Here is a 14268-nt window from a genome sequence, read left to right as displayed (position 1 = left end):
CGTGAGTTCGACGCGGCTGTTCTCCGGCGACGAACCGGCTCCACGCGCCCCGGATTCAATTCAGATGCAGGTGGTTGAACTACCGCCCAGTGCGCCACCCACGACGCATGCGGAATCGAAAGCGGCACCCATGGAAAAGACCGTACCGAAGCCGGTGCCGCCACGGCCAACGCACGTGCTCGCGCCGGTTCGGCCTGCGGCCGCCGTGAAGCGGTTCGATCCCGTTTCATCGCCCGACACGCTGCCGACGCAACCACCGCGTGCGTCGACGGAGACACACACCGCGCAGGCGACACTCGACGATGCGCGGCCGGCCTCCGCGACGAAAGCGGAGGCCGCCGCGACGCAATCAACGTCGGCGGGCAATGCGCAGGCCCGTCTGATTTCGCAGCCGCTGCCCGAACTCCCCGACGATTTGCGCGAGCAGGGATATCAGGCGATGGCGGTCGCGCGCTTTCATGTCCACACAGACGGCACGTTCGACATCGCACTCGTCAAACCGACGCAGAATCCGCGACTCAATCAAATCCTGCTCGAGACGCTGCGTCGATGGCGCTTTTTCCCGGCGATGGAAAACGGGCATCCTGTCGAGAGCCAACAGGACGTGCGCGTGCATTTCAACGTGAACTGAGCGGATGCGTGCCGGCGGGGGCGTCAGGCGCCCGCTTCATGCGACGCGACCTTGTTGCGCCCCGTTTCCTTCGCGTGGTACAGCGCCTCGTCGGCGGCCTTGATCACCGACTCGACTTCCCCGTCCTGCCCGGGCGCCCAGCTTGCGACGCCGATGCTCGCGGTGACGCGCCCGAATTCGCTTTCCGCATGTTCGATCGCGAGCCCGTCGATGGCGGCACGAATGCGCTCGGCGATCTCGGTCGCGCCCGTCGCCGGCGTATCGGGCAGGATCACGACGAATTCCTCGCCGCCATAGCGGGCCGCGGTGTCCGCGGGCCGCCGGATGTTGTCGCCGATGCATCGCGCAACGGCCGCCAGCGCGTCGTCGCCGGCCTGGTGCCCATAGGTGTCGTTGTAGGCCTTGAAGCGGTCGACGTCGACGAACAGCAGCGAAAACACCGAGCGGGCACGGCGCGCGCGACGCCATTCGCGGTCCAGCACTTCCCCGAACGAGCGGCGATTGTTGAGCCCGGTGAGGCCGTCGGTGCGCGCGAGCATGACCAGCTCGGATTCGGCCCGCATCCGGCGCCGCAGCTGGGTGCCCAGCAAAAACGACAGCACGATGAACGCCGCGCCGAAGGTCGCCACCAGCGCGCCGATCGTGATCGCGCGGTGCCGCCAGGCGGCGTAGATGTCCTGCTCCGCCTCGGCGACCATGATGATCAGCGGCAGGTGCGGCAGCGTCTTGAAGTAGTACAGGCGGCGCACGTTGTCGATCGTCGAGGTTTCGAGGAACGAGCCTTCCGGCGCGCTCAGGAAGTGGCGAAACGTCGCCGCATGGCTGATGTCGCGACCGATGGTGTGCACGTCGTACGGCTGGCGCATGAACATGATGCCGTCCGTGCCGATCAGCGAAATCGCGCCGTGCGAGCCGAGCGCGAGCCCGGCGAACAGCGTGTGGAAATATTCGAGATTGACCGCGATGATCACGATGCCGCCGAACGAGCCGTCCGGATTCGACACGCGGCGTGTCAGCGCCACGCTGAGCGCGCCGCCGCGCAGGCGGGATTCAAACGGATCGCTGATGTACAGCCCGGCATTCGGATTGTCGCGGTGAACCGTAAAGTATTTGCGGTCGCCGAAGTTGCCCTTTCGCGGCACGTCGTTGGCCGAGTCGAGGATGATGTTGCCCGCCGAATCCAGCACGAGCATCGAGCCGAGAAATTGCGCGGTCATCGCGTGGTCGAACAGGATGCTGCGCCGCAAGGACGGCGAGGCCGCCATCACGTCCGGCCGCTGGAGACCCTGGATCACCGCGTCCAGCGACAGGCCGTACAGTTCGATATTGCGTTCGATGTCGCGCTCGGCGACGAGCGCGAGATTGCGCGACGTATCGCGTGCGCGATCGAGCGCATCGTGACGGCTCTGAAACAACTGCAACACGCAGAGGCCCATCAGCGCGCACGCTATCAAGGTCCCCGCGAGCACAACGTAGTACGGCGCTGCCGAGCGCGGATGCATCCGTTTCCTCTCAGTTTGGGCCGACGCTGACGCCCCCGGCCGTTATGGTTTCGTCTGAACAACCTATACCAAAAAGTGCGGCACTCGGGTACGAGGTGCAGTCCGTACTTGTCAGGTGGCTGGCGACGTCACCCGAGCGCCGTCGGGCAGATCGTGTCCCGATCGCGCAGGCGCCGGGTGCCGGCGCCATTCGCGGTGTGGCGTATGTCGTGGCCGATGACGGAATCGAAACAATCGATCCGCAGTGGCACGCGTATTGAAATAGCCGGGTGGTTGCCGTTCGAATGCACGGCTGGCAGGAAAGCGGGAAACCGGGCTACCGCCCGGCCCGCGCCGATCGAGTGCGCGATGCCCTCGGTGCCGCGCACGCGATCGATCGACGACCGTCAGACGGCCATCACCGTCACCGACTTCGTGACGAGGTACGGCTCCAGCGCCTCCGGCCCGCCCTCCGACCCGTAGCCCGAGTCCTTCACGCCGCCGAACGGCATTTCCGGCCACGGCGTGGCCGGCTGGTTGATCCACAGCATCCCGACTTCGAGGCGCTGCGTGAGCAGGTGCACGTTCGCGAACGAACGCGTGAACGCATAGCCGGCGAGACCGAACGGCAGACGGTTCGCTTCCGCGATCGCCTCTTCGAGCTTGTCGAAGCCGCGGATCGCCGCGACCGGGCCGAACGGCTCGTTGTTGAACACGTCCGCTTCGAGCGGCACGTCCGCGATCACGGTCGGGGCGAAGAAGTTGCCTTCCGCGCCGATCCGTTCGCCGCCGGTTTCGATGCGCGCGCCGACCTTGCGCGCGTTGTCGACGACCGACGCCATCGCGGTCAGCCGGCGCGGATTCGCGAGCGCGCCGAGCGTCGTGCCTTCTTCGAGGCCGTTGCCGACCTTCAGCCCTTCCGCATGCTTGACCAGCGCGCGCGTGAATTCGTCGCGGATGCTGTTGTGCACGAGGAAGCGCGTCGGCGAAATGCACACCTGCCCCGCATTGCGGAACTTCGCGCCGCCGGCGGCCTTCACCGCGAGCGCGACATCGGCGTCTTCCGCGACGATCACCGGCGCGTGGCCGCCCAGTTCCATCGTCGCGCGCTTCATGTGAAGGCCGGCCATCGCGGCAAGCTGCTTGCCGACCGGCGTCGACCCCGTGAACGTGACCTTGCGGATCACCGGGTGCGGAATCAGGTACGACGAAATTTCAGCGGGATCGCCGTACACGAGGCCGATCACGCCGGCCGGCACGCCCGCGTCGACGAATGCGCGCAGCAGCGCGGCCGGCGATGCCGGCGTTTCTTCCGGCGCTTTCACGAGGAACGAGCAGCCGGTTGCCAGCGCGGCGCTCAGCTTGCGCACGACCTGGTTGACCGGGAAATTCCACGGCGTGAACGCGGCGACCGGGCCGACCGGCTCCTTCACGACGGTCTGCTGCGCGCCGAGGTTGCGCGGCGGCACGATCCGGCCGTACACGCGGCGGCCTTCGTCCGCGAACCATTCGATGATGTCGGCGGCCGACAGCACTTCGACGCGCGCTTCGGTGAGCGGCTTGCCCTGCTCCTGCGTCATCAGCTGCGCGATCGCGTCGGCGCGTTCGCGCACCAGCGCGGCCGCCTTGCGCATCGTCGCCGCGCGCTCGTGCGCGGGCACCTTGCGCCACGCTTCGAAGCCGCGCTGCGCGGCGGCGAGTGCACGGTCGAGATCGGCGATACCCGCGTGGGCCACCTTGCCGATCGGCTTGCCGGTCGCCGGGTTCACGACGTCGATCGTCTTGCCGCTCGCGGCGTCGACCCACTCGCCGTCGATCAGCAGTTGCGTATCCGTATAAGTCACGTTAGCCATCCAGACACCCCTACATTGCGTCGATAAAACGCGCGCGGCCGCGAACGGCCGCACGCCGGTTGACAGAAACAGCCAGGCCGCCGGGGCAGGCACGCGCCCGGCAGCGTCGACGGCGGGCACGCGGGCCCGCCGTCGTTTCGTACGCGGCCGCGCTCAGCGCGCGGCCGCCGTCGCCTTGCGGAGTTTCGCGACGTCCGCCGCCTGCACGGCCGGCGCGCCGTTGTTCCAGCCGGCGCGCATGAACGTCAGCACGTCGGCGATCTGCCGGTCGTTCAACTGGTTCGAGAACGCCGGCATCGGATACGCGGACGGCACGCCGCCGATCACGAGCGTGTCGCTGCCGTTCAGCGTCACGTTGATCAGCGACGACGCATCGGTTTCGAGCACGTTCGGATTGCCGGCGAGCGGCGCGAGCAGCGGCGCATAGCCGCGCCCGTCCGCTCCGTGGCAATGCAGGCAGTAAGCGTTATACACCTTCGCGCCCGGATCGGCTGCCGGCCGGCCCAGCGCGGCCTGCGTCGCCTTCGGATCATAGCTGTAAGGCGGCGCGCCCGTGCCGCCCGCGGCCGGCAACGATTTCAGGTAACGGGAAATCGCCGTCAGATCGTCGTCGGAAAGCGCCTGCGTGCTGTGATTGATCACGCTGACCATCGAGCCGAACGCGGTCGCATGGCGGTTCGCGCCGGTCTTCAGGAACTGCGCGACCTCGGCCTCGTTCCAGCGGCCGAGCCCCGTGTTGTGCTCGCCGGTCAGGTTCGACGCGAACCAGTTGTCGATCGGCGCGCCCGACAGGAACGCGGCGCCCCCTTCGTCGAGCGCCTTCTCCTGGAAGCCGACACCGCGCGGCGTGTGGCACGACCCGCAGTGCCCGAGCCCCTGCACCAGATACGCGCCGCGGTTCCACATCGCGTCCTTGGCCGGTTTGTCCGCGTACGGCGTCGTGTCGAGGAACACCATGTTCCACAACGCGAGCGGCCAGCGCATGTTGAGCGGCCACGGGATGTCGGACGGCCGGTTGGCCTGCTTCACCGGCTCGACACCGTGCATGAAGTACGCGTACAGCGCCTTCACGTCGTCGTCCTTCAGCTTCGCGTACGACGGATACGGCATCGCCGGGTACAGGTTGTGGCCGTCCTTCGCGACGCCCTTGCGCAACGCGCCGGCGAACTCGGCTTCGGTATAGCCGCCGATGCCCGTCTCCGGATCGGGCGTGATGTTGGTCGTGTAGATCGCGCCCATCGGCGTGACCATCTTCAAGCCGCCGGCGAACGGCGTGCCGCGCGGCGCGGTGTGGCACGCGACGCAGTCGCCCGCTTTCGCGAGATACGCGCCGCGCGCGACGAGCGCGCTGTCGGCCGGTGCCGTCTGCGCCGCATGGGCGGCCGTGCCGGCGAGCAGCGCCGAGACGGTGAGCAACGACGCGCCGAACCCGTTCAGGGTGATGTTTCGCATGGTTGTGCCTCCCCTTACGCCGTCTTCAACTGGGCGCCGACCGGCAGCTTGCGCAGCCGCTTGCCGGTAGCCGCGAAGATCGCGTTCGACAGCGCCGCGGCCGTCGCGGCCGTGCCCGGTTCGCCGATCCCGCCCGGTGCTTCGCCGCTTTTCACCAGATGGACCTCGATCGGCGGCGTCTCGTTGATCCGCAGCATCCGGTAGTCGGTGAAGTTGGTCTGCACGACGCGACCGTCCTCGATCGTGATTTCGCCGTACAGCGCGCCCGTGATCCCGAAGATGATGCCACCCTGCACCTGCGCCTCGATCGTGTTCGGGTTCACGTACATGCCGCAGTCGACCGCGCACACGACACGCTTCACCAGCACCTCGCCGTTGTCCACCGCGACGTCGACGACGATCGAGAAGAAGCTGCCGAACGCGTGCATCACCGACACGCCGCGGCCCTGCCCCTTCGGCAGCGACGGGCCGCCCCAGCCGGCCGCCTTCGTCGCGACGTCGAGCACGTTGAGCGCGCGCGGCGTCTTGCCGAGCAGCGCGCGGCGGTATTGCACGGGGTCGGTCTTGGTCTGCGCGGCCAGCTCGTCGATGAAGCTCTCGACCACGAACGTGCCCCGCGTCGGGCCGACGCCGCGCCAGAACGCGGTCGGCACGTGTCGCGGCTCCTGGCGCACGTAGTCGACCAGCTGGTTCGGCAGGTCGTACGGCAGCTCGGCCGCGACCTCGACCGCATCCGGATCGACGCCGTTCTGGAACGCGGGCGGTGCGAAACGCGCCATGATCGACGAACCGACGATCCGGTGCTGCCACGCGATCGGCTTGCCGTTGGCGTCGAGGCCGGCCGAGATCTTGTCGTAGTAGCACGGCCGGTACATGTCGTGCTGGACGTCTTCCTCGCGCGTCCAGATCACCTTCACCGGCGCGCCGACCTGTTTGCCGATCTTCACGGCCTGGCCGATCATGTCGGTTTCGAGCCGCCGCCCGAAGCCGCCGCCGAGCAGGTGGTTGTGCACGACGATCTTCTCCGGCGCGAGCCCGGTCAGTTGCTGCACCGTATCGCGCGCCCGCGTCGGCACCTGCGTGCCGACCCAGATCTCGCAGCCGTCGCCGCGCACGTGCACCGTGCAGTTCACGGGTTCCATCGTCGCGTGCGCGAGCAGCGGCTGTTCGTAGACGGCGTCGACACGCGTCTTCGCGTTCGCGAATGCGTTGCCGACGTCGCCTTCCTTGCGCGCGACCGCGCCCTTGCCGTTCGCCGCCGCCTGCGCGAGATCCGCGAACAGGTCCTTCGTCGACACCTTCGCGCCCGCGCCTTCGTTCCACTTCACGACGAGCGCCGATGCGCCGCGCTTCGCGGCCCACGTGTGATCGCCGACCACCGCCACCGCGTTGTCGACGCGCACGACCTGGCGCACGCCGGGGATCGTCTTCGCGGCCGTATCGTCGACGCTCGCGACCGTGCCGCCGAACACCGGGCTGTTCACGATCACCGCGTACAGCATGCCGGGCACGCGCACGTCGAGCCCGAACTGCGCGGTACCGTCGACCTTTTCCGGCGAATCGAGCCGCTTCGCGGGCGTGCCCACCAGCTTGAAATCCGCCGGCTTCTTCAGCGGGACGTCCTTCGGCACCGGCAGCTTCGCCGCGGCGTCGGCGAGCTGGCCGTACGACGCGCGCCGGCCGCTCGGCGGATGCTGCACTTCGCCGTTCGCGGCGACGCAGGTGGCCGGATCGACATTCCATTGCTTCGCGGCAGCCGTGACCAGCAGCGTGCGTGCGGTCGCGCCGGCACGCCGCATCGGTTCCCACGCATAGCGCACCGACGTCGAGCCGCCGGTGAGCTGGCCGCCGAGCAGCGGATCGAGGAACAGCTTCTCGTTCGGCGGCGCATGGTCGAGCGTCACGCTCGACAGCGGCACCTCGAGTTCCTCGGCGATCAGCATCGGCAGCGACGTGTAGACGCCTTGCCCCATCTCGACCTTCGGCATCACCAGCGTGACCTTGCCGGCGCGGTCGATCTGCACGAACGCGTTCGGTGCGAACACGCCCGGCTGCGCGGGTTCCGCCGCATCGCCGCCGATCACCGAACGGCGCGCATCGTCGCCCGCGGCCGGCAGGCTGAAGCCGAGCAGCAATCCGCCACCGGCCGCCGCGCCCAGCGACATGCCGAGCTTGAGGAACGAGCGGCGCGACACGCCCGCGCCGGCCCGACCTGCTTCGATCAGTCCTCGCGACATGTCACGCCTCCTTCGCGGCTTGCTTCACGGCCGCGCGAATCCGGTGGTAGGTGCCGCAGCGGCAGATATTGCCGGCCATCGCGGCGTCGATGTCGGCATCGCTCGGGTTCGGGTTCGATGCGATCAGCGCGGTGGCGGCCATCACCTGTCCCGACTGGCAGTAGCCGCACTGGACGACGTCGAGCTCGCGCCATGCCTGCTGGACCTTGTGGCCGGCCGGCGTCGCTCCGACGGCTTCGATCGTCGTGATCTTGCGGCCCGCGACGGCGGCGACCGGCAGCACGCACGAGCGCGCGGCGACGCCATCGAGATGCACGGTGCACGCGCCGCATTGCGCGATCCCGCAGCCGAACTTCGTGCCGGTGAGGCCGACGACGTCGCGCAGCACCCAGAGCAAGGGCATGTCGTCGGGGGCGTCGACCGAGCGGGCTTCGCCGTTGATATTGAGGGTGATCATTCAGCCTCCGGGGCCGGTGTATTGGGGGAACGGCGCGTACGATGCGCCGCGTCGTGTCGTCATCGCCGCCGCACGTCGTGCGGCGGATGCCGCGCGGCCCGGGTGGGAGCGGGCCGCGACGGAGATTGCAGGGTTACTCGGCGACGTCGATGCCCGACAGCGCCTTGATGACCGGCGGCGCCGTGAACCAGTCGGCCGACTTCGTGCGGAATTCGACGAAATACGGGCTCGCGAGGTGCGCGTCGAACGCGGCCTGGTCGTCGTAGATTTCGTACAGATGCAGGTTGGGCGAGCCGCCCTGCTCGCGGAACAGATCGTAGCGCCGGTTGCCCGGTTCGGCGCGCGTCTTGCCGACCATGCTGCGCAGTTCGTCCTCGGCGGCCTGCGCGTATTCGGGTTTCACGAACAGCGAAGCAATCACGTGAAGCGCCATCTTGTCACTCCTGTCGAAACAACGAAATCGGGAAGGCCGCGTGCCGGCGTCATGGCGATGCCGGCACGCGGCCGTTCGGTACTGCAAGCCGGTACGGTCGTGTCAGGCCAGTTCGTCCGGGCCCACGCGCACGACGACCTTGCCGAAATTCTTGCCGGCGAGCAAGCCAATCAGTGCTTCCGGTGCATCGGCGAGATCCGGGACGACGTCCTCGAGCGTCTTCACCTTGCCCTGCGCGACCCACTCGCCCATTTCCCTCATGAACGGTGCATAGCCCGTTGCATAGTGATCCAGGATGATGAAACCCTGCATCCGGATGCGCTTGCGCAGGATCGTGCCCATCAGCGCCGGCACGCGGTCACGGCCGGTCGACACGGCCTTGTCGTCGTAGGCTGCGTCGTTGTAATGCGCGATGATCCCGCACACCGGCACGCGCGCATGGTCGTTCAGCAGCGGCCACACCGCGTCGAACACGGCGCCGCCGACGTTCTCGAAATAGACGTCGATGCCGTTGGGGCACGCGTCCTTCAGCTTCGCGGCGAACGCCGGGTCGCGATGGTCGACGCATGCGTCGAAGCCGAGCGTTTCGGTCACGTACGCGCACTTGTCGGCGCCGCCCGCGACGCCGACCACGCGGCAGCCCTTCAGCCTGGCGATCTGGCCGACCACCGCGCCGACCGCACCGCTCGCCGCCGCGACGACCACGGTTTCGCCGGCCTTCGGCTCGCCGATCTTCAGCAGGCCCGTATAGGCGGTGAAGCCCGGCATGCCGAGCACGCCGAGCGCATACGACGGATGCGCGAAATCGCGGCCGAGCGGAATCAGGTCGCGGCCGTCGGACAGCGCATAGTCCTGCCAGCCGGCCCCGGCCACGACGAGATCGCCTTCGCGGAACGCCGGCAGGTTCGACGACACGACCTGGCTGACCGTGCCGCCGACCATCGGCTGGCCGAGTTCGGCGGGCGGCGCATAGGACGGCGCGTCGCTCATCCGGCCGCGCATGTACGGATCGAGCGACAACCAGACCGTGCGCAGCAGCACCTGGCCGGCGCCGGGCGTCGGCACGGCGCCGGATTCGGTGCGGAAGTTGTCCGGCGTCGGCGCGCCGACCGGGCGCGAATTCAGGATGATCTGGCGGTTTGCGGTCTTGCTTTGCGGCATGTGAGCCTCCGTCAACAGGAATGGACGTGCTTCGTGGGCACGAGCGGATCAGGGATGGATCAGCAGAAGACGCACGCGGGCGACAGCGTCGGCGCCCAGGTCGTCGCAACTGCGTATGCGTGCGGGTGAATCGATCGGGACAGCGTAACGCGGCGTGGCACGTTCGTCATGCGAATTTGAGTAGACCAGTCGTCTAGATTGAAGGTAAAAACAAGGCGCGCCGACGCGCGCCCGGATTACGACTGCGTACTGCCCGGCTCGATGGGCTCGATCGGTGGCAGGTTCAGCATGCGCCGTGTTTCGACCATCGCCCTTTCGAGCGGTTTGCGGTTGCGGTGAATCTTTTCCAGCAGCGTCGCGCCCAGCCACAACTCGTAGAGTATCGCGGCCGTGTACGACGGATCGGCGACCCCGCTCAGCGAGCCGTCGGCCAGCCCGGCCTCGATGCCGCCCGCGAGCCGCTCGATGATCTGGCTCGTGCCCTGCCGCAGCACCGTGCGCATCGCTTCCGACAGGTCCGACACTTCCGCGCCGAGCTTCACCGCGAGGCACTTGCCTTCCGGATCGTCCGCGCATTGCGTGTGCAGCCAGTTGCGCCAGTACGTCATCAGACGCTCGGCGCCCGTGCCGGCCTGTTGCTTGAGCAGGTTGTCGAGATGCGCGAGATAGCCGTCGAAATACGATTCGAGCAGCGCTTCGCCGAATGCCTCTTTCGAGCCGAAGTAATGGTAGAACGAGCCCTTCGGGATGCCCGCCGCAGCGAGAATCTCGTTCAGACCGACCGCCGAAAACCCCTTGTGGAGCATGATCGGCTTCGCGATATCCAGGATGTGCTGGCGGACTTCCGCGCCTGAAGATGCATTCATGATGGCGTATGTTAGCAACGATTAGACCGGTCGTCTAGTAACGTCGATCCGGCATGTTGAGCGGCACTTTACCCGATCCCCGCCGGGTGCCCAAATGCGCGTCGGTATGCCGGCTTCCTGCGGCGGCGACGGCAATCCGGCCGGCGCGTCGCCGTTCGTCGTTCGCCGCGGCCGGCGCCGCGTACGCGCCCCATTCGCAACGACGGGATCGCAGTCCGCTCGATCAGGTTCAACGCCGTCAACGCGGCCCAGTCGGCGACGCTCGCGTACGCGCCCTCCGCTCGTCCCGCTCCGCGGCAGGCGCTGCCTTGGCGCCCCGCAGCGGCGCCCGGCGCGCGAGCACCGCCATCTCGCGCCGCAGCGTCTCGAGTTCCTTGCTGCGCGCCGCGTCGGCCGCCCGCGTGCCGTCGAGCTGCCCCTGAAGCACGCCGCATCGATGCAGCGCATCGCCCAGTTGCGCCTGTAATGCCGCCACGTCTTTGCGCTGCTGCGCATCGCGCTGCTCGCTGCGCGATGTCATCGCGTCGAGTTCCTTTTGCAGCCGTGCGGCTGCAAGCCGCTCGCGATCGATCTCCTGAAGCGCCCGTTTCTCCGACGCGCGCAAGCGTTCCTCGGCCCGGCCGGCGTCATCGCGCAGCCGGTCGAGCTGGGCGGTGAAATCCGCACGCGCCTGCGAGAGTGCGCGGTCGCCTTCCGCGTTGTCGGCCGCGAGGCGTTCGAGCTCCGCTTGCAGCGCCTGTCGCGATGCGCCGTCTGCCGCCCTCGCCTGCTCCAGTTCCTGAATGCGCACCTGCGCGGCCAGCAGTGCGGCCGTGCGTTGCTCCAGCGCGGCTTCGGTGCGGGCCAGTGCTGCCCGCAGCGTCGCCACGTCCGCATGCGCCGCCGCCCGCTCGGCTTCGACCTCCGCGCGCAGCGCATCGAGCGCGGCCGACGCGGCGGTGCTCGACCGATTCCACAGCGCGGCAACGAGTTCACCAGCGGCCGCCTGCAGATCGGCCGGCAGGTCGGGATGCTCGATGCGCACGCGACTCTTTTCCCGCAGCTCGGCCCAGAACTCGCCGAGGACGGCCGTCGGCGTGCTCATGCTGCCCTTGCGAACGAGCTGGTACAGGCGGTTCGCGGTCGGCGTGATGCCGAAGCGGAAAAACAGCAGCGCGCAGGCTTCGCGGTACAGCTCGCGAGTTTTCGGGAAGTCGGCCTTGAGGCGCTCGATTTCAGCGATCAGGCGGGATTCGTCGGCGGCGAGATCGGACATGGCGGACTCGGTGGAAATTTCGTAAATAATATAACGTAAACCGTTAAATATCCAATTCTACCGAGCGATTAATTTGACATTATTTCTATAATGTCGAGATGACTGGCGGTTGGCATGGCATGTGGAATCGAAGCGTCCATTTGCACGATCTTGTAATTGCTTTGTAACCATGCCTACGGGTGGCTCGTACGATGAACGCGCGGCCGCCTCGAATCGCGGGGCGCAGCGCCGCATTGCCATATAGTCGAGGAGGCTTCCGCCTCCCTCCTCGCCCGGTCTTCGTCATGGAAAATCAAACTGTCAACGCGCGGAGGGATGAGTACATCCGCGCCGGGGAGCGTGAGGAGCAGGAGAGTTCGCGCGCATCCGTGAGAAGCGGCGAGCGTATGCAGGAAGCGATGCTTTTCGTCGCACCCTCAATCGTGCGGAACGCGACGTGTCGCCGTCGCACGGACGAATTTCGAGCGTGCGGACCTTACTTGACCTTGACCACGACTTTACCCTTCGCGCGTCCTTGCGCTAGGTACTCAAGCGATTCCTTTGCTTGTTCAAACGGAAACACCTTGTCAATCACAGGATGGATACGTTCGGATTCGAGCAGTTTGCCGATCTCGGCAAGTTGAGCGCCGTCGGGGCGTACGAAGAGAAATGAGTAGGTGACATCCCGCTTCCTCGCAAGGCGCATGATCTTGCGGCTCATCAGACCGAATACAAACTTCAGGACGAAGTTCAGCCCGCGAGCACGGGCGAACGCTGCGTCCAGCGGACCGATAAGAGAGACGATCTTCCCGCCCTGCTTCAAGATTCCTACCGATTTTTCAACCGCGTCACCTCTAATCGTGCCAAGCACCACATCGTAGTCGCGCAGCACTTTCTCGAACGCTTGCTTCTTGTAGTCGATTACTTCGTCCGCGCTCAGGCTTTTCACCAACGGGATATTACCCGTGCTGGTATTGGTTCCCACCTCGGCGCCGAAATATTTGGCCAGTTGGATCGCAAACGTTCCAATACCGCCGGACCCCGCAGGAATGAACACCTTCTGACCCGGCTGAAGATTGGCACGCTCCTTCAGTGCTTGCCATGAAGTGAGGCCGACCATTGGGACCGAGGCGGCCTGCACGAAGTCCAGGTTGACCGGTTTCGGGGCTGCAGCGCTCTCCGGTACCACTGCGTACTCTGCGATAGATCCTCTTCCAAGGTCGAACAGACTTGCAAAGATGGCGTCGCCTTTCTTGAAGCGAGTGACGCGGCTGCCGACATCGATCACGATGCCGGCCAGATCGCTGCCGATGGTCGCGGGCAGTTGGACCTTCAAGACGGGTTTGAACATTCCCGTTGGAATCATGTTGTCGATCGGGTTCACCCCCGCGGCGTGAACCTCGACCAGCAGTTCGTCGGGCTCGAGCGTGGGGCGCGGCACTTCGGCGAACCCGATCTCGGGTGATTTGCCATAGCGCTTGAATGTGAGTGCTTTCATGTTGCACTTGCTCCGATGGTGCGTTGTATTCGCGAGAAACTTCATACGCCTCTGGTCCACAAGGTGTTCATTCCGATAGAAATTCCAGTGCCATGGGTACGAAGCTGGTGTGATGCTGGAAGATTCCGCCGTGGCCGGCGTCCTGATAAATGACGAGTTGCGCCTGGTGGATGCGGCGGCCCATATCGTGGCTGAGCGCGGTGGGCACCATGATGTCGTTATCCCCATTGGCGATCAGGACAGGCATGGGCAGGCTGGCGAGATCCTGTGGCGCTTGCCGGCCCCACGCCTTGATCGCCTTGAGTTGACGAAGGAAGGCGCGAGGTGTCGGCCCCTTGTCGCGGCCAGCCTCACGTTCCTTCAACCGTTTCAAGAAGGCGCTTGCCGCGCGCTGGCCGTTGGTTGTCGACGTGAAGAACAGATACGCCTTCGGATCGCGCAGCGTCAGCAGGCCTTTGAGCATGAGTGGCCAGGACACGGTGCCCACACGATCAATCCCGTGACCGCCGGCGGGGCCCGTGCCAGTGAGTATGAGCTTGCGCACCAGGCCCGGTGCCTTGAGCGCCACGTCCTGCGCGACGAAGCCGCCAAGCGAGAAGCCGAGCAGATCGACTCGATCGAAACCCATTGCGCGAATCAGCGCGATGGTGTCGCGCGCCATTTCGTCCACGGTCACGGGCGCGACGCCACCGGATAAGCCAATTCCTCGATAGTCGATGGCGATGACGCGATGTTTCTGAGCCAAGCCATCGACGATGCGCGGGTCGAAGTTGTCCAGCACGGCGCCCCAATGGTTCAGCAAAACCAAAGGAATGCCGCCGTGCGGACCCAGTTCACGGTAGGCGAACCGGGTTCCAGCCGCGTTGACGAACTTGTTCGGTGCCCGCGCATACGACGTCGTCGATTGGGTGTCCGGGTTGATGCTCTTCATCATTCACTCTTCGACTGCGCGCGTCAGCATTGAA

13 protein-coding genes are annotated in these 14268 nt (G+C 66.5%); 1 reads left to right on the top strand and 12 read right to left on the bottom strand.

Features of this window, described 5'->3' with window-relative positions; all coding sequences use genetic code 11:
• The first annotated feature begins 1 nt into the window (after window position 1).
• Complete coding sequence (locus WJ16_RS26095) at window positions 2–631, top strand: energy transducer TonB (RefSeq protein WP_236858383.1); 630 nt, start codon at window positions 2–4, stop codon at window positions 629–631.
• 23 nt (window positions 632–654) lie between these two features.
• On the opposite strand, the gene WJ16_RS26090 is transcribed toward WJ16_RS26095, so the two are convergent.
• The 12 genes from WJ16_RS26090 to WJ16_RS26040 form a co-directional block, all read right to left on the bottom strand.
• The gene (locus WJ16_RS26090; protein WP_069259923.1) at window positions 655–2133 is read right to left on the bottom strand and encodes a sensor domain-containing diguanylate cyclase; all 1479 of its coding nucleotides are present in this window, start codon (window positions 2131–2133) and stop codon (window positions 655–657) included.
• A gap of 128 nt (window positions 2134–2261) precedes the next feature.
• The gene (locus tag WJ16_RS35050) at window positions 2262–2501 is read right to left on the bottom strand and encodes a hypothetical protein (RefSeq protein WP_157126865.1); all 240 of its coding nucleotides are present in this window, start codon (window positions 2499–2501) and stop codon (window positions 2262–2264) included.
• Window positions 2502–2519: 18 nt separating this feature from the next.
• A complete protein-coding gene (locus WJ16_RS26085) occupies window positions 2520–3965 on the bottom strand; it encodes an NAD-dependent succinate-semialdehyde dehydrogenase (protein WP_069259922.1) in 1446 nt (481 codons plus the stop codon).
• A 153-nt stretch (window positions 3966–4118) separates the two neighbouring features.
• Window positions 4119–5417, bottom strand: a complete 1299-nt coding sequence (locus tag WJ16_RS26080) for a c-type cytochrome (RefSeq protein ID WP_069259921.1) — start codon at window positions 5415–5417, stop codon at window positions 4119–4121.
• 14 nt (window positions 5418–5431) lie between these two features.
• Window positions 5432–7654, bottom strand: a complete 2223-nt coding sequence (locus WJ16_RS26075; RefSeq protein ID WP_069259920.1) for a xanthine dehydrogenase family protein molybdopterin-binding subunit — start codon at window positions 7652–7654, stop codon at window positions 5432–5434.
• 1 nt (window position 7655) lies between these two features.
• Window positions 7656–8111, bottom strand: a complete 456-nt coding sequence (locus WJ16_RS26070; protein WP_069259919.1) for a (2Fe-2S)-binding protein — start codon at window positions 8109–8111, stop codon at window positions 7656–7658.
• Between the two features lie 133 nt (window positions 8112–8244).
• The gene (locus tag WJ16_RS26065) at window positions 8245–8544 is read right to left on the bottom strand and encodes a putative quinol monooxygenase (RefSeq protein WP_069259918.1); all 300 of its coding nucleotides are present in this window, start codon (window positions 8542–8544) and stop codon (window positions 8245–8247) included.
• Window positions 8545–8646: 102 nt separating this feature from the next.
• On the bottom strand, window positions 8647–9705 hold the full coding sequence (locus WJ16_RS26060) for an NADP-dependent oxidoreductase (RefSeq protein ID WP_069259917.1): 1059 nt from the start codon (window positions 9703–9705) through the stop codon (window positions 8647–8649).
• A gap of 236 nt (window positions 9706–9941) precedes the next feature.
• Entirely contained in the window at window positions 9942–10571 is a 630-nt protein-coding gene (locus WJ16_RS26055) for a TetR/AcrR family transcriptional regulator (RefSeq protein WP_069259916.1), read from the bottom strand.
• 238 nt (window positions 10572–10809) lie between these two features.
• Window positions 10810–11826 (bottom strand): DNA-binding protein, encoded by a 1017-nt coding sequence (locus WJ16_RS26050; protein WP_069259915.1) that lies wholly within the window; start codon window positions 11824–11826, stop codon window positions 10810–10812.
• A gap of 475 nt (window positions 11827–12301) precedes the next feature.
• Window positions 12302–13303 (bottom strand): NADP-dependent oxidoreductase, encoded by a 1002-nt coding sequence (locus WJ16_RS26045; RefSeq protein WP_069261139.1) that lies wholly within the window; start codon window positions 13301–13303, stop codon window positions 12302–12304.
• 67 nt (window positions 13304–13370) lie between these two features.
• Complete coding sequence (locus WJ16_RS26040) at window positions 13371–14234, bottom strand: alpha/beta fold hydrolase (protein ID WP_069261138.1); 864 nt, start codon at window positions 14232–14234, stop codon at window positions 13371–13373.
• Window positions 14235–14268 lie beyond the last annotated feature (34 nt).

The sequence above is a fragment of the Burkholderia metallica genome (assembly GCF_001718555.1).
Taxonomy (GTDB): domain Bacteria; phylum Pseudomonadota; class Gammaproteobacteria; order Burkholderiales; family Burkholderiaceae; genus Burkholderia; species Burkholderia metallica.
This window is presented reverse-complemented; position numbering and strand designations above follow the sequence as displayed.

Bases quoted from the DNA above. Each gene is read 5' to 3' on its own strand.
- WJ16_RS26090 (WP_069259923.1), bottom strand. From the start codon at position 2,133: ATGCATCCGCGCTCGGCAGCGCCGTACTACGTTGTGCTCGCGGGGACC.
- WJ16_RS26085 (WP_069259922.1), bottom strand. From the start codon at position 3,965: ATGGCTAACGTGACTTATACGGATACGCAACTGCTGATCGACGGCGAG.
- WJ16_RS26080 (WP_069259921.1), bottom strand. From the start codon at position 5,417: ATGCGAAACATCACCCTGAACGGGTTCGGCGCGTCGTTGCTCACCGTC.
- WJ16_RS26075 (WP_069259920.1), bottom strand. From the start codon at position 7,654: ATGTCGCGAGGACTGATCGAAGCAGGTCGGGCCGGCGCGGGCGTGTCG.
- WJ16_RS26070 (WP_069259919.1), bottom strand. From the start codon at position 8,111: ATGATCACCCTCAATATCAACGGCGAAGCCCGCTCGGTCGACGCCCCC.
- WJ16_RS26065 (WP_069259918.1), bottom strand. From the start codon at position 8,544: ATGGCGCTTCACGTGATTGCTTCGCTGTTCGTGAAACCCGAATACGCG.
- WJ16_RS26060 (WP_069259917.1), bottom strand. From the start codon at position 9,705: ATGCCGCAAAGCAAGACCGCAAACCGCCAGATCATCCTGAATTCGCGC.
- WJ16_RS26055 (WP_069259916.1), bottom strand. From the start codon at position 10,571: ATGAATGCATCTTCAGGCGCGGAAGTCCGCCAGCACATCCTGGATATC.
- WJ16_RS26050 (WP_069259915.1), bottom strand. From the start codon at position 11,826: ATGTCCGATCTCGCCGCCGACGAATCCCGCCTGATCGCTGAAATCGAG.
- WJ16_RS26045 (WP_069261139.1), bottom strand. From the start codon at position 13,303: ATGAAAGCACTCACATTCAAGCGCTATGGCAAATCACCCGAGATCGGG.
- WJ16_RS26040 (WP_069261138.1), bottom strand. From the start codon at position 14,234: ATGAAGAGCATCAACCCGGACACCCAATCGACGACGTCGTATGCGCGG.